Consider the following 19,938-nt stretch of genomic DNA (forward strand, 5'->3'; position numbering starts at 1 on the left):
TGAACACAGGTCACAGGACGCCGAGGTCGCGGAGCATCCCCAGGAAGTCCTGCAGAATCTCGAATGCCTTGAGCACCGGGTCTTCCGGCTCACGCTGGCCGATCTGGATCTGCCACAGCGGCGCGGTCTTGCGGTCCCACGCCAGGCGCAGTTCGGAGATCTGCTCGACGAAGATCCGGCCGGGCAACTCGCGGATGGTGAAACCGACTCGCGTGCCGAGGAAGCAGTGCCCGAATCCGCGCTGTCCGATCCGCCACGGTGCACCGTCGGCCACGGAGATGGTGCAGCGGGTCGTCTCCCTCGTGGCGAACATCGCGGTGCGCATCGCCAGCACCCACGACAGGGTGTACGCCCGGTCCGCACCGTCGGCCCACCGCTCGTGCAGATGGTGCTTGCCCAGCCGTTGCGCGCGAACAATGTTCTTCCACTTACCGAACGCGCCGACGGTGTCCATGTAGATCGGGCGCAGCACAGCATCGATAGCCGGGCCGATCTGCGATTGCCCGATCATCGACCCGAGGAACCCCGCGATGGTGATCACCGTCGCGGAGATCCCCTCGTTGATCCCCGGCATCGAATGACCGCCGCCGACAACACCGACCGGCCCGGCCGGCCGATACGAGAACATCGACGACTGGATCGCCGAATGCTCACCGTCACGCCACACCACCGACGGCACCGACGGATCACTGCCGAGTGCGCCTGCCGTCTTGTACAGATCCGGCATGTTCGGATCCGGTACGGTCTCGGTGGTTTCGGTCTTGCCGTCGCTGCCGATGTTGACCAGCTCGTGCCACAGCCCGTCGAACAGTGTGCCGCCGAACGAGGTTCCGGTGGTGAAGGCACTGTTGTCGACCAGATCCCACACGATCGTGCCGTACGCGATGTCCGCGCCGGGCCACGGTTCAGGATCGCCCGGGAAGTAGCGGCGCAGCTCCCAGGTGAGCTGGGAGTCCTGCACTGCGCGTTTGGTCGCCTCGTACATCGACTTGAACCGCGAGTGGATCACGCCCGCCGGGGACCGGTCCGGGTTGTCGGGCAGGTCCGGTTTGACGACCATCGTCCAGGTCGACTGGTCGAAGTTGAACCAGCCGGCCGGGTCGAGCGGATCGTCGGGCAGCATCCACAGCGACGACTCGAGACGCATGATGTTCACGAGCATCGTGGTCTTGATGGCCCACCGGATGTGCTGGGAGAAGCACATCCACAGCCGCGGGAACTGCAGCTCCGCCGGCAGGAACGGATTGCTCCACGCGAAGATGTGGTGCAGGTGCTGCAGGTCGTGCTTGAAGATCGCACGGACGAAACGGGTTCCGCTGTCCGTGTGGTGGATCTGGATCTCTTCGAGCAGCCCGGTCCAGCGGGCGCCGTCCTTGTCGACGCGCAGGATCGCCTGGGTGGTCTCGCGGTTGTCGACGTCGATGAGCCAGTCCGACAGGTAGTAGTCGACCGGCAGGTCGATCACCGCGGTGCCGACCTCGTTGTGCAGCCACTGGATGTTCGCGGAGATCTCGTTGCGGATGATCGCCCGCAGGTTCGCGTCGCCGTCGTAGATCGACATCTCCGGCGGCGCGAGGCGGGCCTCGGCCTCGTCCTTGAGTTGCTGGACGAGTCCTTCGAATTCGGCGTCGAAGTCGATCAGGTCGACCGGTTCGGCTACTGGAGTACTCATCGACGCAACCCCCACGGCTTGGGCCACGGGCGCGGGCACTCGACCCGCACTCCGACACCGGCCGGCGCGTTCTGCACACCGACCGGTACTTCCACCGGATCCAGATACGGGCGCAGCGGGTACACGAACGCCTTGCCGTCCATCCGCAGATAGATCTGCGTGTCCTTCGTCGAGCGCACCGGTTCCCGCTTGGTGTTCTCATCGGTCTCGATGTCGAGGTGCTCGTCGCCGAGCAGCTCGGGCAGGATCAGCATCCGGTCGGCGTCCTGGACAGCCCGCTTGTATCTCTTGTTGCCCCAGGAGAAGTCGGGCAGGTGCCACTTCACCCCCGGCAGCGGGCCGTCCTGCACGCGCCACTTGATCCAGATCGGGTACGGCGTCGGGTTCGACACCGTCACCGAACCCCACTCGATGTGCCCGTCGGTGGTATCGACCATGCACCGCCAGCGGTCGAAGACCGAGGTCTCCTCGTACCAGAACGGGTCCGGCGCGATGCAGTTCATCGTCACGCGCCCGTACTCACCGAGCCGCGGATCGCGCATCGGCTTGAACTGCATCTCGTTGACCAACCGCACGGCCAGTTTCCGGCGCGAGGACCGCGTCGGGGTGGTGTACCAGAGGAACGCGTCCTGGTCGTCGGTCAGCGCCGTCGCCCACTCGTCGTCCCAGTACTCCCACGGCCGGTCCTTGGTGCCGAAGATGTCGACCGAGAACACCGGGTACATCGACTTGATCCGCTTGCCGTTGTACGTCGAGCCGCGCTCGTAGGCGTGCGCGGTGTAGATCGCCTCGAACGGCGTGTTGTAGAAATCGGCCGGGGCCGTGGCCAGTTCGGCACCACGGTCCCCCATCCCCGGGCCCGAGAGGGTGCGGACGATGCCGTCCGCACCCTCGAGCTCGATCAGCGCGGGCTTACCCACGTCACCTCCTGATGTACGTCTGCATCTCCTGGTGGCGACGCTGGTTCTCCCGGCGCACCGCCTCGGACATGTCCTCGACGTGGTAGTGGGTGTGGTACTCGGTCGGCGCACCCGACACCGCCGCCGACGCACCGGCCATCGCCGGAACCGGAGGCGCGCCCACACCACCGGACGCCATGCGGGCTGCACCCGAGTTGATCGCTTCGAGCAGTGGACGATTCCGCGCGGTGGCCTCGGCGTTGACCATGAACTCACCGCTGGATGCCCAGATCGGCACGACGTCGTCGCGCGGACCGCCCGGGCCGGTGATGAAGCCACCGTTGGCGTAGCCGTGGGCTTGGCCCCACACGCCGTCCGGTCCGCCGTAGCGATGTACGACCCAGGAGAGGCCGCCGGCGATGTTCGACCGCGGATCCCAGATGTCGTCCGGGAAACCCGCCGTCGAGAACTGCGGGTAGAGCATGTCGAACGTCGGGTCGATGACCTGCATCAAGCCCTTCGACGGTGTGCCCGCCGCCGCGTTGGAATCCCAGTTGTTGATCGCCTGGGGATTCCCACTCGACTCGGTGTTCATCTGCGCGAGAGTCAGATCCGCCCACGACGAGGGCATCGACAACGCACTCAGGACGGACTCGACGGTGCCGCGCCACTGCTCGACACCACCGGACGGGTTGTAGACGTGCCCGGTCTCGGCCGGGTTCGGCGCGGCCGACGCGATCGACGGCGGCGGCTGGCTCTGATCCCGCGTCGTCCACTGTCCACCGGCGAGCGGATCCTGCTGCGGGGTCTCCGGCAGATAGGACTCGCCCTTCGGTGGCACACCGTTGCCGGCGCCTTCCTCCGGCGTCCGGTACTTGCCCTGGACCAGACCGACACCGAGCTGCACGACCGGCGGGATCTTGTCGGGCAGCCCGATCACATCGAACGCGTCGGTCATCTGCCCTTCGACGAACGCCTTGGCGGCATCGCCGAACAGCCCGGAGATCGTCGACGGCAGATCACCGCCGCCTGCTCCGGAACCGGGTGGGGTGAACGCCGACTCGTAGTCCGGCAGCGTCGCATACCCGCCGCTGCCGCCGGACAGGTACGAACCGGGTGTACCCGTCGGCCCTTCCGGGATGTTCGGGTCGTACTCCGCCGGAGCGGACGCAGACCCTGGACCTGGGTCCGGCGGGTTCCACATCTCCCGCGGCAGGTAGTAGTGCAGGTTGAACTGCGGGTCGTCCGCGCCCGCGGCAGGCGGGCCGTAGAACACTCCGGCACCGGAGGATTCGACGGGGACACCGGCGAGGGTGCCGGCCATGTGCGAGTTCGGGCCGCCGCCACCGCGGAAGATCCCGACGGACCAGCCGTCCAGATCCATGCCCGGCCGCCAGCCCATGGCCTCGAAGTCCGACTCGGTGTTGAACAACCGTGTGCCGGTGTCGAGACCGAGCAACGCCGCGGTGATCTTCGATGCGAGCAGCGAGCAGTCGACGCCGCCGGTGTAACCGCCGTAGTCGTACGCCTGCCCGTGGTACTGCTGCGCCTGTGCGATACCCCGATCGAGCGCGACCCTGCCGCCGTCGGCGAACCGCGGAACATTGCCGGAGTTGATCGCCTCGAGCAACGGCAGGTTCTGCTCGGTGGCCGCGGCGTTGACGACGTACTCGCCGTTCGATGCCCAGATCGGCACCAGGTCGTCACGCGGACCACCCGGACCGGTGATGTAGCCGCCGGCGGCGTAGCCGTTCGCCCTGGCCCAGGTGACGAGGTTGTTACCCAGGTTCCGGATCGACCCGGCACCGGGCACCCACTCGACCCGCTTCATCATGTCGCCGATGGCGCCGATCGCCTTCGCGATCGTGCTCACGACCTTGTCCCAGACCTCGGAGACGGTGTCGCGCAGGCCGGTGAAGAACCCCGCGATCCCGTCGACCGCGTCGCCGATGAACTGCCGCGCATCGCGCAGGTAGTTCGACATCGACGTGAGCCGGTCACTCCAGGTATCGGCCAGGTCCTGCACCGCGACGATCACCCACGGCAGCACTTCCTTGGCGATCCATTCGAACGCGGTCGTCAGCGGCGGCAGCCACGTCTGCACCAGTTCCCCGAACAGCTCGATCAGCGGGGGCAGCAGCTGTGCGGTGATCTCGGCCAGCTGCGGCAGGAACGGCGCGACGGCCATCACGATCCGGGAGAACGAGTCGACGAGGATCGGCAGGATCGGTGCCAGATCGGTCAGGGCGCCGGCCAGGGCCTGCGCGAGGATGCCCGCCACCTCGGAGATGACCGGGGCCATCTGCTCGAAGATCGGCGCCATCTGCTCGACAAGCTGCTGGATCACCGGGGCTGCGGCCTCGAAGATCGTCGTCAGTGCCGGAGCAAGGGCCTGCACCAGTTCCGAAATGACCTGCGCGACCAGCGGCAGGATCGGCGCGATCGCGGTCACCAGCGAGGTGAAGGCCTCACCGAGCGGACCGATCGCCGGCGCAAGGGCGACCAGGGCCTCCGACAGTGCGGTCCCGACCACCACCAGCAGCTCCGACAGCGGAGGGATCAGCGGGGTCAGAGCGGCCCCGAGGGACGCCAGCAGCTGCCCGAGCACCGGCATCACCGGGGCGAGCCCCTCGGCCAGGGCCGAGATGAACCCGGCCAGGTGCGGCATCAGCTCGGTCAGTGCCCCGGACAGGGACGCACCGATCGTGCCCAGGGCCGGGGCCATCGACGCGAACGCATCCCCGAGGGACGCGAACAGCGGACCGAGGGTCGGCAGCACCTGGATGCCGAGCTCGGTGAACCCGGTCACCAGCCCGGACACCAGCGGCGCGAGCCCGGACATGGACTGCCCGACCGCGGTCTTGAACTGCTCGAACGCCCCCGACTCGACCAACCCGGTCAGGGTCTCGTCGAGCATGCCGAGGGTGTCTTTGAAGGCCCCGTTCATCGACCCCGCGGTCGTGACGAGCATGTCCTTCAGGTAGGGCAGCTGGTTATCGGCCAGGGTGGTGATCGACTCACCGAGCCCCCCGAACAGGTTGTCCTGCACCGCCATCCGCAGGTCTTTCCACTGCGGGCCGAGGGCCTGCATGGCCAGGACGAACTGCTGGGCGTTCGGTGCGAGCTTGGCCAGGGCGTCGGCGAAGTCGTTCGCCGCGGCGTTGCCGGACTCGACAGCGTCGGTGACACCGGCCTGCGCCCGCTCGATCTGCTTGAGCGCATCGGCGTTGGCCTCGGCGACATCGCGCTGGGTGCGGGCCTCCTCGGTGCGGGCATCGAGCAACCGCTGGTCGGCCTCGGCGACCTGCTCCTTCGCTTCGAGGACCCGCTGCGATCCTTCGACGCCGGCGGTGTTCGCCTCCTCCGTCTGCGTCTTGAGATCGGCGGTGCGCTTGCGCTGCTCGTCGAGGGTGACCAGCGCCCGCTGGTAGGTCAGGAACGCGCGCTCCTGCTCTCTGCCCGTCGATCCGTCGGTGCGGGACTTGACCATCGCGTCGTACGCGTCGGCCACGGCGAGCTCGGCTTCCTGCTCCGAGAGCACCTGCGAGCGCAGCGAGTCGTTGAGATCGTCGATGTCGCGCTTGGCGTCCTTGTACGCCGCCGACAGATCCCGCCGCGACTGGAGACTGGTGCGTTCGGCCTGTGCCGTCTCCCGCTGCGCCGACGCGAGCTGTTCCTGGCCACGCACCGCGGTGCGGACAGCGTTCTCGCGAGCGTCGGCCAGGGCCTCCTCGGCGGACTCGACGGCCTTGGCGTTGGCGATCATCGAGTTCGTCGACTGATCCGAGGCGGTCTTCATCGTCGAGAACGCGTCGATGACGCCGGTCGACCCGATCACCCCGGCCGCACCGATCGCCGACAGGCCCGCCGCGGCGCCGCCGGCGATGCCGACGAGACCACCGAGCGCGCCGATCAGCGCGGTGATACCCGACAGCAGGGCACCGAACCGGACCGCACCCATCCGGCCCAGGCTTCCCCGGGCCCGGCCGGCGCCGGTGCTGACACCGTTGAGCTGGGAGTACAGCGCCGCCAGCGAGGTGTGATCGATGTCGACGTTGACGTGGACGGTGGGGTTCATCGCGTCCAGGTGTGCCTGCAGCAGCACCGAGAATTCCTGCATGTTCCCCAGGACCGGCTCGATCTCGATCGTGGCGTCGATCGCCAGCAGACGCGCCTCGAGTTCCTGCGCGAATCCGGCCATGTCGCCGACCACCGGATCCACGTCGATCGTGGCGTGCACCAGATTGAGCTGGTCGCGCAGGTCCTGCGCGAAGGTGCTCGACAGCTCCGGTACGACACCGACTTCCAGCTCTTCGTCGACCGTCGCGAGGAAGGCCTGCACCTTCTTCTGGAAGTCGGTGAACGACGGCCAGACCTCGACGGCGGCGTTACCGGCGGTGTAGGTAGCCATCACTGACCTCCGTTCCCGCGCAGCAGAAAGCGCGTGACAGTGCCCAGCACCGCCGAGGCACGCTCGCGGCGCACCAGCTCGACGCGGGGCTTCGGGCGTTCGACCGGGGTGATGTCGCCCGGTTTGGCGCCGACGGTCGCTGCGTGCAGACCGCGGATCGCGTCGAGCACGTCGTCGAGCTTGCGCAGCAACGGGCCATAGCCGCGCAGGCTCGGCGGCGCGGGCGGTGGTTCGGGAAGGTCAGCGGCCAGTTCGGCGAGCTCTTCGTCCTCGAGCTGCGCGGCAAAGAACTCCGAACCGAAGCGCAGTTGCTCCTTGAGTTCCCAGAACTCACCCCAGTGGCGCTGCCCTCGCAACCACTCGTTCAAGTCCAGGCCCAGCAGATGGTGGAAATCCCACCGCAGCTGGGGCCCGAACTTCGCGATCAGGTCTACGAGGGCTGGGAACCCCCCGGCACGTCGGCACCACCGCGGCCGAGGAAGTGATCCATGATCGAGTAGACGAGGCCCGCGAGGAGCCGGTGCCCGTCCTCCGCGGCGCTGAACGCCTGGAGCACCCGGCGCAGATCCCCGCGCATGAGAACTTCCAGGGCGCCGAAGAAGTCGTTGTTGCGCAGGCAGCGGTCGAGCACGTACTGGTTCTCGAGATCGTCGGGGAACTGCACGACCACGGGAGGGGCGAATCCGTCGTCCGGTCCCAACACGAACGGCTCGATCACCTCGGAGTTGTCGAAGGTGAAGCTGAGATTCGCGGCGCGAGCCCGGAACCGGCTGAACGTCTCGAACGAGGACTCCTTCGCTCTCGGTGCAGCCTTGCGGGCAGTGCTCTTGCGGGGTGTAGCCATTGCTCGTATCTCCCTGTATCCCTTGTCATCCCTGATTCAGCGGTCCGAAAAGGTGCCTGCCCGCGCCGTGCAGGGATGAACGCGGCGCGGGCAGACGATCGGTAGGGCCCGACGATCAGGCGGTGACGGTGACCACGCAGGTGTCGGTCAAGCCCTGGTAGGTGGCGGTGATCGTGGAGGTACCGGCGGCCACGCCGGTGACGACACCGGCCGCGGACACCGTCGCCTTCGTCGGATCCGAGGAGGTGAACGCCACACCGGAGGTGATCGGGTTCGAATCCTGGTCGGCGACCGTGAGAGTCGTGGTCGCCGCGACCACCACCGACGCGGTCGCCGGGGTGAGGGTGATCGCGGTAACCGGCGGCGCGAACCCGGCCGCGGCGGCGATGTCGAGGTTGCCCAGACCGGCCTGGCCGATCGCGACGTACGCGCCGGCGGGCCCGAAGTCGCTGTCCTCGTAGGCGTCGAGGTTGATCGGCATGCCCAGTTCCTTGGCCATGCCGAGCGAGACCGCTCCGGACGAGCCGACAGTCATCTTCGGGAAGATCCAGTACGGCAGGATCGGCCGGGCCAGCGACCCGTCCAGTCCGATCAGGATGATCGACCAGTACATGATGTCCGAGGCCGAGGACTTGTAGAACCGCCACTCACCGTTGTCGTCGATGAAGCAGTTCGACAGGTCCTGGGAGTGGAACAGCTCGAGGTTGAGCTTCTTCATCTCCTGGGTCTGGAAGCTCAGCCGCGCTGTTTCCTCGGTCTTGATCACCCGGCGCGGCACCAGCGAGCCGTAGCCGGAGATCGACTCGGTCTTGCTGTCGCCGCCGACTTCGGTCTTCTCCCGGGAGATCTCGCCGGCCGAACGCCAGCCCGGCGGCAGGGCGATCAGGCCGGTGGCGTCGGTGAGCTTGTCGGGGATCGGGGCCTGCCTCCACGGGCAGGCGAGCACCGCGAGATCGCGGGGGACGATCAGCAGCGAGTCGTCCTTTTCCTTCATGGAGGCGAACGAGACGTTGGCCATGAGTGTGCTCCTGGAATGTTCGGTGCCGACCCGGATCCGGGCAGCACAAGATCCGCGCACCCGGACTGTGGGTGTGCGGTGTGGATCAGCGGATTGGGATCAGCGCGGCCGCTGGACGACCACTTGGAATGCCAGCTGCACCGTGCGCGTGTCCGGGTTCAGACCCGGAATCATCTGCGGCCCGACTTCTTCGGACATGCCGACGATGGTGTAGCCGTCGATGAACGCGCCGTTCTCGGCGGCGGCCACGGCGCGACGGACACCGCCATTCATCACCGCCCACGACCCGGACCGGGTCGAGCCGGTGACCGAAATGTGGATCATCGCGACATCGATGGCGCCGTTCGGGGTGCCGCCACCGGAGCGTTCGATGACGATCACCGGTAGCAGCGACTCGAACAGCGGTGCGCCGGATGCGTCCTGGGCAGGCGGTGTCTCGGTGCAGGTGTGCCCGAACCGGTCGAGGTACGTGCACATCAGGTCCTCGACGTCCGGCCACGCCGGAATGCCGTCCAGAGGCGGGAACTCGTTCATCCGGCCCCGCCCAACTGGGCCAGCACCGCCGGCCAATCGTGAGCGCCGGGACGTCCGTCCGCGCCGAACTCGTGCGAGGCGGCGTGCGGAGCGTGGGCGATGACCCGGGCGCACCAGCGTGGGGTCGGCCCGCCGATGTAGGTCACGACCCGCACCTCCCGCGCCAGCACTCCGGTGCGTTTGGCGACGCGGGCCTGGTACAGGGCCTTGGCGATCTCGGCGCGCTCACGCACCAGTTGCCGCATCTTCGGATCGAGCATCAGCCCGGCCAGGCCGTTGGGGTTCGAGGCCGGTGTGCGCTGGTATCTCATGCGCCCTTCACCCCCTTGAGCTTGACTTCGATCCCGGGGCGCCGGCCGGTCCAGGGGGATCGCCACGGGGCCGGTTTGCCGATGACGTGGTAGCGGTCCCCGTCGGGCAACTTGACCCGATCGATGCTGCGGATGTCCGACCCGGGTGGCAGGTACAGCACGACGTCGGAGACCTCGACTTCGCCGTGGGCGTTGATCTCGCTGGTGCCGGACCAGTTGATGACGACGTTGTCGATGGTGTGCGGGACCTCGGTGACGCCGTCGCCGGGATGGCGGGTGTTGACGTTCGTCGGCCGCAGCACGGTGATCGTCTCGCCGCGGCGCCACATCACAGCCCCCGAGCGGTCATCGACACCGCACCGGAAGTGTTCAGACCGCACAGCTTTTCGAGCAGGTCGAGTTCCTTCTGATAGAGGAACAGGTTGCCCTCGGGATTGCGGAACGCGACCTGGTACTGGAACGGGCCGATCGTTTCCTGGCTCGACGACTGGCCTTCGTTGTCGCCGTTGAGCAGGGCGCGTTTGACCATCGCGCAGGACACGATCACCAGGGCTTCAGCGAGATCGGTGTTGGTGGCTGCGAGCGCCGAAGCCTGGGGCACCCACACTCGCAGCCACACTGCCGCGTCGGCGAGCAGCTGGTCGGCCATGGCCGCGTCCGCGGCGTCGAATCCCTTCCAGCGTTTGGACAGGTCCTCGTGGGTTGCGAACGCGGCCACCGTCTACTCCTCCACTGCGGTCTTGCGCGTGGTCTTGCGGGTAGTCGGCTTCGCCCCTTCGTGCTCCGGTTCCGATGCTTCCGGAGTCTGCTCGGGACTGCCGTCCGCTTCGGGGCTGGGGAGGACGTTGAGGCGGTCGAACCGCTCGACATCGTCCGCGTGCACCTCGATCTCCTGGCCGGCCCGGCCGCGCCGCACAGCGCCGGTGGCGTCGCGGTACACGGCCGAACCGAGCCGGACGATCCGCGTTACGGCGGCCATCAGGCGGCCAGCCCGGTGACCTTGAGGACCGAGTAGGGCTGGGTCACCGCGAACACCGGTCGCACGGACGCCTGTACCCATGTGGTTTCGCGTTCCTCCTCGCGCCACGTCGCGGTCGACAGCGGCTTCTCGAACCGCATCTCGCCGACCTGGCGCTCCGCGACGACGTACGCGCTGCCGGCGGTGACCAGATTCGAGGCGAACATGTCGACGCCCCACGACTGCAGGACAGCCTTCCATCGGTCGCCGTAGATGACCTGGAAGTTGGCGAGCTCCTGCGGGTTGACGAGCCACAGGTTGAACTGGGTACCGAGCTCGAATTCCTCGCCGGTCTTGGAGACCTCCGCAAAATCCGCCGCCGGGAGGGCCGCGTTCGACGTGGTGGTCAGCGTCAGCGCGGCGGCGTCGGACCACGAGGTGCCGGTGATCTGCACGGCCGCACCGGTCGCGGTGATCGAAGCCTCGAGCTGACCGATGGCTTCGGTGTGCAGCTGCTTGAGGATGGTGTTCGAGAGCTTGACGCCCTCGGACTGGATCAGCGACAGGTCGTTGCGGTCGCGGGCCTCGTCGGTGACGTCGAACTTGCCACCCCACTTCTCGACGACGGCGACCTTGGGCTCCGGCCGGTCGAAGCTCACGGTGGGGAACTCGGCGCCGGGTGCGACCTTCTGCACGCCGGTCGTGGCGAACAGATCGTTCTTCGTCAGCTGGGTGTAGACCAGCGCGCCACCGGACACACCGCCGCCGTTGTTGAAGATGCGGTCCGCGAAGAACTTCTTGAGCACCAGGTCAGACAGGTACTGGTTGATGCGCGTGGGTTCCTTGAGCATCAGGTCCACGGTGATGTTGTTGCCGGAGACCGTGGGCGCTCCGAACGGGTACTGCTGCGGGTAGACCGTCATGGTGTTCCCCCCTTTCTCAGTAGAGAGCGATCAGGACGTCGGTGCCGGAGCTGCCGCCGTCGACGGCGTAGCCGACCGCGATGCCGGATGCCAGGGTCACGGCGCGGCCGCTGGCGCCGACCTCGACCTGCGCGCCGGCGGCGATCGTGCCGCCGGCAGTGACCGGCACGATGCCGCCCCGGATGATCGGCACGGTCTTACCGCTGCCCGCGTCGTACGCGGCGACGCCGAAGGCCTTCGCGGCGGCGGTCGCGGGCGCGGCCTTGATCAGGCCGGTGGCGGCGTCCCGATTTCCGGAGACACCGACGAACGTCTTGCCCGTCACGGCAGCGGTGGTCAGGACGGTGACGTCGCGACCGGGCCGGAACAGGGGTGCGCACTCATTTGCCATGAGTCACAGTTCCTTTCACGAGTTGTTTCCGGCGGTGGGGAACCACGACGCCGGGTAGGAGTTGTCCGGCGGGGCCGGAGGGGTCGGCGACGCGCCGGGCGTCAGTCCCTCCAGAGGCCGCTGCGACGGCGGTGCCGGCGGTGCCGGGGTCTGCTGCTGTGTCCGAGCGATCAGCTGACCGACGAGCTGCGCCGATGCCGCGCGTTCCTCCGGCGTGGTACCGGTGACGAGCGTCTGGTATTCGTCGGGGATCTGGTGCGTGGCCACCAGGGCTGCACGCTCCGCTGCCTCGAGTTGTGCGACGAGCTGCGCGTTTTGTTCCTGAGCGCGCTGCAGTTCGGTCTTCTGCGCGTCCTCCAGGTCCCGCTGCGCCTTCGCGAGCGGTTCGAGTTCACGGACCTGTGTGCGGTAGTTCGCGGCCTCGCGGCGGACCTTCTCGAGTTCCTTGAGTGCGTCCTCGTGTGAGAGCGGCTCTTGGGTCTTCGCGGCGGCCGGAGTAGGTGCAGGATCGCCACCGGCCGGCGGCTGGGCTGGCGCGGTGAGCTGCGGTGGGGCGGGAGGCTCCGGTGCCGTCTGCTGGGCTGCCTGAGCTGCAGCGGCGGCCGCGGCCGCGTCGTTCGGAGTCGGGGTCGGGGTCGGGGTCAGTGGTGCGGACATGGATAACCCTCCTGGGGTTGTGTGATGGGCACCCACCGCCGGGGTGGATGCAGGTATGACGAAGCCCCCGCGGGCGATTGCTCACGGGGGCTTGGCGTCAGAGAGTTCCTACGGCGTGGTCGTCGGGCGTATCCGGCTCAGCCAGCGGTTGATGCGGTCCCAGTCGTTGGAGTCGGGATCGAGGTCGGCGAGGGCCTGTTCCACGCGAGCGGTCAGCTCCGCGTCGATCCGGTGGTCGGCGAGCGCAGCGGCCTGCAAGGCGTCGTCGAGTGCGACGAGGTATTCGCCGCCGCCCAGCTCGGTATCGATGATGTCGGTCCAGCCGGCATCGAACGCTGGCCGAAGATCTTCGATGATCCCCTCGGCCAGTTCAATGAACTCGATCTCACCCATCACGATCCCGATTCTAGTCGAAGTAGGCTCCGATCCAAGGGCTCTGGGACCTTCTGCCCCTGTTTGTTTCGGATCACACCGTCGCCGTTCGGCGGGTACGCGGCGTTGAACGTCTCGACACCGTCTATCGGGTAGGACGACACCTCGATGATGACGCCGTCGATCTCGCGGCGGCGGATTGTGCGGTCGCCTCTCACTCGGACGTACTGCGGTTCCGCCTCGGTCAACCGAACCGCAGCTTTGATCCGCTCGTCGTCCCAGTCGGGCGGGAACTCCGTCTTGTTCTCTCGGCCGGTACCCGAGCGGTGACCGCCCTTCTTCGGGTTGTCCGGTTCGCCGTCGAGGATGTGCCGCCACTCCAGCGGCCCGAACTCGAGTCGCGGAGCGCCCCAGTCCTCGGCCGGTCGGGGTTCGGGCACTTCGTCGTCGCCGGCTGGAGGGCGGTGCGGCGGATCGGTCGGCGGCGGAGTGTCGTCGCCCGGGCCGGTGTCCGCGTCGAGTTCCTGCGACGCATCCGGGGCCTGGTCTCCGCGCATACTCGCGGGGACGAACTGGTCGCCGTCCTGTGCACGGGCCTGCGCGAATGCCTCGTTGAAGGCCTTGCGAGCGGACGCACCCGAGTGGCCGATCGTCGAGGTGTTCCAGAGCTGTTCGAGCCGCTCGTATTCTTCACGGCCTTCCCAGTCCCGCCCCTGGAATATCGCACGGGTGATGCAGTCGCAGTTGCGGTGGAATGCACGTCCGCCTGCGGTGCTCGACGCAGTGGCCTCCGACCGGTAGACGGGCCCGCGGGAGGCGAGCATCGCGCAGAACCCGCACGATTCACGCCCGGTGAGGATGCGGGCCCAACCCAGGACCGCGCCTTCGAGCGGTTCCCCGTCGGGTCGGCGCCGGTTGTTCGAGCGATCACGGGAGCGGCTGCCGCTGTGCCGCATCGTGGCACCCGGTCGTTGTCGATCGTCACTGACCGTCCGCCGGGGCCGTTCGGGTTCGCTGTCACCGGTGATGGTCACCGCCGACTGCGAGCGGGCCTGATCGGTGTCGCCGTCGATCGTGACCGTGGCGCGCGATCGTGGCCGCTCCGGCTCGTCGTCTGTGTCCGCGGGCGGCAGCGGGTCGGACTGCGCGACGGTGTCCATCAACATGTGGCGGCCGGCCATCTCCGCATGGCGGGATGCGGCCTGCGTGATCCGGCGGGTAACGACGTCGACGACCTGCGGGTCGCGGCGGTTCTCCTCGGTCACGGGCTCGCGCAGGATTCGGCGAGCGGTGCGCCGGCTGTTGTCGTCGAGCTCGTCGATGGTCACCGTTGCCCGTGACCGGCGCGGTGGATCGTCCGGTGCGGTCGCGGCGGGTTCGTCGTCGTCGAGGTCACGTTCGATCTCGACGTTCGTCTGCGTGGCCTCCTCGAGGAGGGTCACGATCGCCTGATGCCGGTACTCGCGTAGCGGCGCTGGCGTCGGGTCCAGGACCCCGGCGAGGGCGGCTTCCTGCCGCATCTGAGCGACCGCGAGTGCATACGACTGTGCCCGTGCGTGCTGGATGGGCCGCAGCAGCGCCTGTGCCAGTGAGCGCCGCTGACCATCGGTAGCCGGGATGCCCTGGCTACCGATGAGCCTGCGGAGCGCGAGCACGAGCGCGACGATGATGGCGTCCTGCCGCTGGCGTTGCTCGGCAGCATGCACCGGCTACCCCTTGTCTTCGAGGCGCGCCGCGTCCTCTTCCTTCGGGCGCAGCGACACCGGGATCGCACCGGTGAACGGCAAACCTTCGAACCCGGTGTGTGTCGCGGCGGCCTCCGGATCGGCGCCGGCACGCACGAGAACACCGAGCGCGTCGGCCTTCTCCTTGACGCTGGGTCCCTCGTCGCCGGCCGGTGTGGTGTTCGGGTCGCCGTCCTCGTACAGGCCACGCAGCGGATCGCTCTCGGCCGCGGCCTTCTTCACGCGCAGGACCTTCTCCCGGGTCCAGCCGGGGATGTCTTCCCACAGCGCCTCGTACGGCACGTTGAGCATCGTGGCGAGCTTGCCGAGACCGTCGACGGTCTGTGCGAACGAGCGGGCGGTGGCGTCGCGCCACTTCACCTCGGACGCGAAATCGCCTGCGGCCGCGGCGTTGCCGGTGATGTGCGAGCACGTACGCAGCACCTGCTCGAACGACTCACCGAGTGACGTTTCGATCTCGCTGGACTTGCGGTCCTTGCCGGCCTCCAGACCGGCGAGGGTGGCTTCGGAAATGTTCGAGATGCCGTCCACCCCGAGGTTCTGCGGGGGCACCTGCCCGATCGCGGCCAGGTCGCGGATCGCGGCGGACCGCGCCTCGAGGTAGCCCTTCAGATCGGCCGCAGAGAACTGGTCGACCTTCACGTCCTTCGAGGCGAAAAACCACGTGTCGGACGCGGCCTGCCGCAACGCTTCCTGCTCGGACTTCGGCACCCAGCCCACCACGTACCGCTGCACGAACGCGGTGAAGTACTGGGCGACCAGCATCTCCCACGTCGTCTCGTCGAGACGTTCCTGGATCTGGATGAGCGGTTCGATGATGCCCCACGTCTCGTCCTCGTCGTCGACGAGCATGCGGTCACGGAACCGCACCACCGGACACACCCCGACGCCGTGCGACCGCCCTTCGATGTACTCGAAGTTGTTGACCGACATGTACGTCGGGTCACGCCACCCGAGCGTCGTCTGCGGCTGCGCCTTCGTTCCGACGAAGTGCACCTTCTCCTCGTCATAGAGCCGGATCATCGGCCCGCGCACCTCGAGCGCCATGATCGGCCAGTCATCATCGACCGGGCCGCCGGCGCGAGGATCCCATTCGAGGGGCTCACCGTAGAGCGCGGTCATCTGCCGCGCCGAGCGGCCACGGATGAACGCCGCGGGCTCCCGATCGGTGACCTCACGGCCGGGGGTCATCGCGGGCAGCACCGTTGCATAGGAGACGCCGTCGCGCATCGCAGCACGGATGATGCCGGTCTGCCTCGCGTCCATGCCGTTGCGCTGCCACCACTCCCACGCCGGGGCGACGGTCTGGCCGTCCCCGGCGAAGTAGTTGTCGACCTTCATCGACTGGGAGTACACGTCGAGCACGAGTGGCAGCATGTTCGTCTGCGACTTGCGTGCCAGACCGGCGAGCGGATGCGACTCGAGATGCTGGCCCTTGACCTCGACGTGCCGCAGCGCGGTCGTCGCGGTCCACGGCCGCATCGCATCCGCGATCTTCTCGAGACGCTCCGACTCGAACGCACGAGCCTGCAGCAGATGCTGCACAGCTGCGATCGCTTGCTTCTGGTTCACAGCACCCCCTCACAGGAAGAACGCTTCACTCGGTTCCTCTTTCGGGCCGTTGGCAATCACGAGTCGGCGCGCCATGCGGGCGCCGATCATGCAGACGCAGGCATCGATCTTGTCTGGGCTGTTCGGGGTTTCCTTGCGGACGCTGATGCCCCACCGGCCGTCGTGGCGGCGCGCGTTCTGCACGTGATCGGTCAGGTCCGGATGTCCGTCGTGGGTGAACGCGACATCGTTGATCTCCGCCTCGACCAGTTCGGCGGCCATCGTGAATTCGCGGTCGTGCGAACGCATGTCCCATGCGATCGGCTCCTGCGACTTCCCCGACGGGACAGCCCACATCGGCAGGCGGTCGCGGTAGCGCTCGGGCCAGGTGACCTTCGCGAACCCCTCCCACTCCTTCACATCCGACAGGAACAGCACCACGTCGTAGGTGTCCATCGCCCAGTCGACCTTCGCGTCGACCGCGGCGACGTCCACGGTGCCGGCCTCGTCCTCACCGTCGTGCGAGGCGGATGCGTCCTCGACGCCGGGCTTCCACACCCCGATCGTGAACACGTGCCCGTCGGACATGCGGCAGCCGATCAGGGCGGTGTGGTCGCGGCTCTTCGATCCGTCGAAGAACATGACGATCCGCTCGCCGGGCTCGACCCGAATCTCGGGGCGTGCCATCGCCGACCACTTCTGCCAGTCCGCCCACGACGTCGCCGGAGCGGCCCGCCAGTTGAAGTACTTGCGTTTGATGTCGTCCGGCTTGGCCTTCGGCGAATAGATGCGGGTCATCGTCGACTCGAGGTTCTGCCACGGGCAGTCCTCATAGACGAACTCGAGGGCGGCGCGCACCGAGTCCGGATCAGCGAGATCCGTTTCCGGTGGCGCCATCCGGGCGTCGAGCAGGATCTTGCGGTCGTTGCGGGTCTTGCCGTCCTCCTGGTCGCACCACGCCTCGTAGGTCTCCTCGATCACCGAGCCCTTGCCCGGCTTCGGCGCGTTCGCCGTTTCGAGCATCCGGTTCCCGGATTTCGTCAGGTTGTCGATGAGCGTGGACGCGAGCTCCGGGCCGCCGACCGCCGGCAGCCAATGCTCGGTTTCGTCCGCGACCACGAACGTCGCCTCCGCGCCTTCGGCGGACGCTGCCGACGACGTGATCACCTTCAGCTGCCCCTCGGGCATCATGTTGTACTGCAGCCGACCCGGATCGAGCTGGAACTTCTGCACGATCTTGCTGCCCTTGGGGGCCATCGCGCGGATCTGCCGCATCGTGTTCTCGGTCTGCGCCTCACTGGTCGCAGCGATCTGCACGAGCGGCATGTCCACCGGCCGGCCCTTGCACCCACCCGGCCGCTTCGGATCGAAGTCGTACAGCCGGACCGGCGCGCAGAACTCGATCAGCGCAAGTGCTGCCGCGAACGGCGACTTACCCGAGCCCTTCGCCAGTTGCCGCGCCGCGTGATAGAAGAGCCACTGCCCGTCGTCGTCGAGGGAATACCACCACAGGATGAACCGGGCCTGCCCGCTCGTGAACTTCCACGGCTGACGCGCCCGAATCCCGTTTGGATGCTTGAGGTATTCGGCAGCGAACCGGAGGGCTTCCCATCCGAGCGTGAGCTTCGGGATGCCCTCGGGCAAGGTGATCAGTCGGTCGACGGCAGCGGTGTGCTCAACCGCCGAACTCACTGCGGTACTCGTCCATGATCGCGACCGTGGCCGCGGCTTCCGGATCGGCGGTCGGGGTGCGCTCGAGCTCCAGGCGCGTCCGTCGGCGGGCCGCTTCGGTGGTGAGCAGGTCACCCATCATCGACCAGATGGTGTCGATCATGCCGGCGCGCAACGGTGCGCCGCTGTCCTCGTGATCGCGCAGGTGCCGGGTCATCACGTACGCGCAGAACCGGGCGGCCTGCCAGTCGGACGGCTCGAAGAACTGGGCCTGCCCGGACTGCTTGAGCGACCGGTACCAGCCCTTGGCGATGACGTGCCAGTCGCGGTCTTCGGCCGGCGGCTTCACGGCCTTCCCGCGGATCGACACGACCTCGACTGCCGCCGTGCCGTCCTCGGGCTTGTTTCGGCGTCGACGCTGCGACGAGCGCTTCGGGGGTGGACCAGGCATAGGGACACCCCCCTTCGTGCGTCTCCGGGGCGTTCAGCCTCGGGAATCAGGTCTATTCGTCCTCGGCGATCCGCTTACGCAGGCGGGTGGACGCGTACTCAGCCATGCCGAGCATGAGATCGATCGGGACGTCGCCGTCGCGAGGCATCATCGCGTGGGCCGTGAGAGCGTCGCCCTCATCGTCGAACGACCGCGAGCGAGCCAGGACCATGTACTCCGTCAGGATTCCCTTGTCGTCGTCGGGGTAGTACGCGTCCCAGACGCCCCGGATCGCAGCGGTCAGAGCATCATCGGCAGCGACCTGCTCCGGGGTGCGGGCCATGCGAGTCCTTCCTACGACGCGAGGAGCTCGTCCACGACGTCGGTGAGATCAGCCAGGACCCGTGGGCAACGCCCGAACGGCCGGCGAGTGACGGTGATGTACCGGCCGCGGTCGTACACCTCGACGCCGCCGCCGTTCGGCATCTTCAGCATCCGGCCGGTCCCGACCGTCGCGATACCCCACACGTGAAGCCCTGTGCCGGACGGAGACAGCTCAATCCACGTCGGGGGCACCCGACGCAGCAGCCGCTTCGCCCAGGGCTCCAGGGAGCCGTCAGGGCGCACACAGTGGTCGATGTCGATGCACGCGATGCCGTCGCCGTTGAGGACGAAGCCGATACCGTCGCCGCGTGCACCGTCGGCGTCCACGTCCGCCAGCGGGGACCAGGTCCGCTCGTCCGTCGACGAGGCCGGCCTACCCGCCGGGGTGATCGGGCGCTTGCCGTCGCGGCGAACCCAGCGGTCCTCAGCGACGACATCGGCCGGCATCCGCTTGCGATCGCGGTGCGCGGCCACACGGCAGCGCGACGAGCAGTAGCGCGCGGACGGACCACGCGCGCCATTTCGCAGGATTCGGTCACCACACCAGGTGCAAGCCATGCCTCAGTCTACCACGGATGTAACGGGTTACCCCGTCTGACCTGCGTCATTGTCGACATTCCGGGGTCCGACTCCGTACAGGCCCTAGCCTCCGCGGGGGTCCGAATCACCCTCCGGCCGACGCGTTCGCCCGACCTGGGCCAACGTGGGGCGCACCCCCTCTGACCTGCGGCGATTCCCCCTAACCCGTACAGGGCGGCAGGCGGTATGCGAAGCGGGGCGGAACCCGCCCGGGGCGGGGGTCACCCCCCACCCCTACTCGGCGCGAGGGCGCCGGCCCGCCGGCGCCCTCGCGCCGAGTCAGAGGTAGCCGGGGTGGCGCTCGACCGGCAGGCGCCGGCGGGCCGCCCGGGCTCGGACGGCGGCGGCGACCTGGCCTCGGGTCTCCTCGTCATGGCAGGGGACGCACAGGGTCACCAGGTTGGCGAGGTCGGCGGACCCGCCGGCGGCCGCGGCGACCACGTGGCCGGCATGGAGGTCGCCGCGGCCGGTGCCGACGTAGCCGCATCGGGTGCAGGTGTGGTCGTCGCGGCGAAAGACTGCGCGCTGTACCGAGTACGGGACGTGGCGAGTGTTGCTCTTGCGGGACCAGGCCATCGAGCTCACCTC

The 19,938-nt window shown here is 68.0% G+C and carries 22 protein-coding genes; all 22 read right to left on the reverse strand.

Annotated features, from left to right (window positions below):
- Positions 1-10 precede the first annotated feature (10 nt).
- Entirely contained in the window at positions 11-1,672 is a 1,662-nt protein-coding gene (locus tag RZ1_RS20090) for a Gp37-like protein (protein ID WP_072814330.1), read from the reverse strand.
- A complete protein-coding gene (locus RZ1_RS20095; protein ID WP_072814273.1) occupies positions 1,669-2,592 on the reverse strand; it encodes a hypothetical protein in 924 nt (307 codons plus the stop codon). Before RZ1_RS20095 ends, RZ1_RS20090 begins: the two co-directional genes overlap by 4 nt.
- Position 2,593: 1 nt before the next feature.
- Complete coding sequence (locus RZ1_RS31430) at positions 2,594-6,982, reverse strand: transglycosylase SLT domain-containing protein (protein ID WP_072814274.1); 4,389 nt, start codon at positions 6,980-6,982, stop codon at positions 2,594-2,596.
- On the reverse strand, positions 6,982-7,350 hold the full coding sequence (locus RZ1_RS20105) for a hypothetical protein (RefSeq protein ID WP_139281905.1): 369 nt from the start codon (positions 7,348-7,350) through the stop codon (positions 6,982-6,984). Before RZ1_RS20105 ends, RZ1_RS31430 begins: the two co-directional genes overlap by 1 nt.
- 62 nt (positions 7,351-7,412) lie before the next feature.
- The gene (locus RZ1_RS20110) at positions 7,413-7,826 is read right to left on the reverse strand and encodes a hypothetical protein (RefSeq protein WP_072814276.1); all 414 of its coding nucleotides are present in this window, start codon (positions 7,824-7,826) and stop codon (positions 7,413-7,415) included.
- A 115-nt stretch (positions 7,827-7,941) separates the two neighbouring features.
- Entirely contained in the window at positions 7,942-8,844 is a 903-nt protein-coding gene (locus tag RZ1_RS20115) for an Ig-like domain-containing protein (RefSeq protein ID WP_072814277.1), read from the reverse strand.
- Positions 8,845-8,943: 99 nt separating this feature from the next.
- On the reverse strand, positions 8,944-9,378 hold the full coding sequence (locus tag RZ1_RS20120; RefSeq protein ID WP_072814278.1) for a phage tail termination protein: 435 nt from the start codon (positions 9,376-9,378) through the stop codon (positions 8,944-8,946).
- Positions 9,375-9,689 (reverse strand): hypothetical protein, encoded by a 315-nt coding sequence (locus RZ1_RS20125; protein WP_072814279.1) that lies wholly within the window; start codon positions 9,687-9,689, stop codon positions 9,375-9,377. Before RZ1_RS20125 ends, RZ1_RS20120 begins: the two co-directional genes overlap by 4 nt.
- Positions 9,686-10,021: a hypothetical protein gene (locus RZ1_RS20130; RefSeq protein ID WP_139281906.1), complete on the reverse strand. Its 336-nt coding sequence runs from the start codon at positions 10,019-10,021 to the stop codon at positions 9,686-9,688. The genes RZ1_RS20125 and RZ1_RS20130 overlap by 4 nt, the downstream gene beginning before the upstream one ends.
- Positions 10,018-10,407: a Gp19/Gp15/Gp42 family protein gene (locus RZ1_RS20135; protein WP_072814281.1), complete on the reverse strand. Its 390-nt coding sequence runs from the start codon at positions 10,405-10,407 to the stop codon at positions 10,018-10,020. The genes RZ1_RS20130 and RZ1_RS20135 overlap by 4 nt, the downstream gene beginning before the upstream one ends.
- Positions 10,408-10,410: 3 nt before the next feature.
- Positions 10,411-10,668, reverse strand: coding sequence for a hypothetical protein (locus RZ1_RS20140; protein WP_072814282.1), 258 nt, complete (start codon positions 10,666-10,668; stop codon positions 10,411-10,413).
- Entirely contained in the window at positions 10,668-11,570 is a 903-nt protein-coding gene (locus RZ1_RS20145) for a major capsid protein (RefSeq protein WP_072814283.1), read from the reverse strand. The genes RZ1_RS20140 and RZ1_RS20145 overlap by 1 nt, the downstream gene beginning before the upstream one ends.
- A gap of 16 nt (positions 11,571-11,586) precedes the next feature.
- Complete coding sequence (locus RZ1_RS20150; RefSeq protein ID WP_072814284.1) at positions 11,587-11,961, reverse strand: capsid cement protein; 375 nt, start codon at positions 11,959-11,961, stop codon at positions 11,587-11,589.
- A 15-nt stretch (positions 11,962-11,976) separates the two neighbouring features.
- A complete protein-coding gene (locus RZ1_RS20155; RefSeq protein ID WP_072814285.1) occupies positions 11,977-12,618 on the reverse strand; it encodes a hypothetical protein in 642 nt (213 codons plus the stop codon).
- 108 nt (positions 12,619-12,726) lie between these two features.
- Complete coding sequence (locus RZ1_RS20160) at positions 12,727-13,011, reverse strand: hypothetical protein (protein WP_072814286.1); 285 nt, start codon at positions 13,009-13,011, stop codon at positions 12,727-12,729.
- Positions 13,011-14,696: a VG15 protein gene (locus tag RZ1_RS20165; protein WP_072814287.1), complete on the reverse strand. Its 1,686-nt coding sequence runs from the start codon at positions 14,694-14,696 to the stop codon at positions 13,011-13,013. The genes RZ1_RS20160 and RZ1_RS20165 overlap by 1 nt, the downstream gene beginning before the upstream one ends.
- A gap of 3 nt (positions 14,697-14,699) precedes the next feature.
- On the reverse strand, positions 14,700-16,307 hold the full coding sequence (locus RZ1_RS20170; RefSeq protein WP_072814288.1) for a phage portal protein: 1,608 nt from the start codon (positions 16,305-16,307) through the stop codon (positions 14,700-14,702).
- A 9-nt stretch (positions 16,308-16,316) separates the two neighbouring features.
- On the reverse strand, positions 16,317-17,978 hold the full coding sequence (locus RZ1_RS20175; RefSeq protein ID WP_083583801.1) for a terminase large subunit domain-containing protein: 1,662 nt from the start codon (positions 17,976-17,978) through the stop codon (positions 16,317-16,319).
- Complete coding sequence (locus RZ1_RS20180) at positions 17,962-18,408, reverse strand: phage terminase small subunit (RefSeq protein WP_072814289.1); 447 nt, start codon at positions 18,406-18,408, stop codon at positions 17,962-17,964. Before RZ1_RS20180 ends, RZ1_RS20175 begins: the two co-directional genes overlap by 17 nt.
- Positions 18,409-18,460: 52 nt before the next feature.
- Positions 18,461-18,730: a hypothetical protein gene (locus tag RZ1_RS20185; RefSeq protein ID WP_072814290.1), complete on the reverse strand. Its 270-nt coding sequence runs from the start codon at positions 18,728-18,730 to the stop codon at positions 18,461-18,463.
- An 11-nt stretch (positions 18,731-18,741) separates the two neighbouring features.
- Positions 18,742-19,218 (reverse strand): hypothetical protein, encoded by a 477-nt coding sequence (locus tag RZ1_RS20190; RefSeq protein WP_218020473.1) that lies wholly within the window; start codon positions 19,216-19,218, stop codon positions 18,742-18,744.
- Between the two features lie 411 nt (positions 19,219-19,629).
- Entirely contained in the window at positions 19,630-19,926 is a 297-nt protein-coding gene (locus tag RZ1_RS20195) for an HNH endonuclease (RefSeq protein ID WP_072814292.1), read from the reverse strand.
- Positions 19,927-19,938 lie beyond the last annotated feature (12 nt).

The organism is Rhodococcus zopfii NBRC 100606 = JCM 9919 (assembly GCF_001895025.1).
Classification (GTDB): Bacteria; Actinomycetota; Actinomycetes; order Mycobacteriales; family Mycobacteriaceae; genus Rhodococcus; species Rhodococcus zopfii.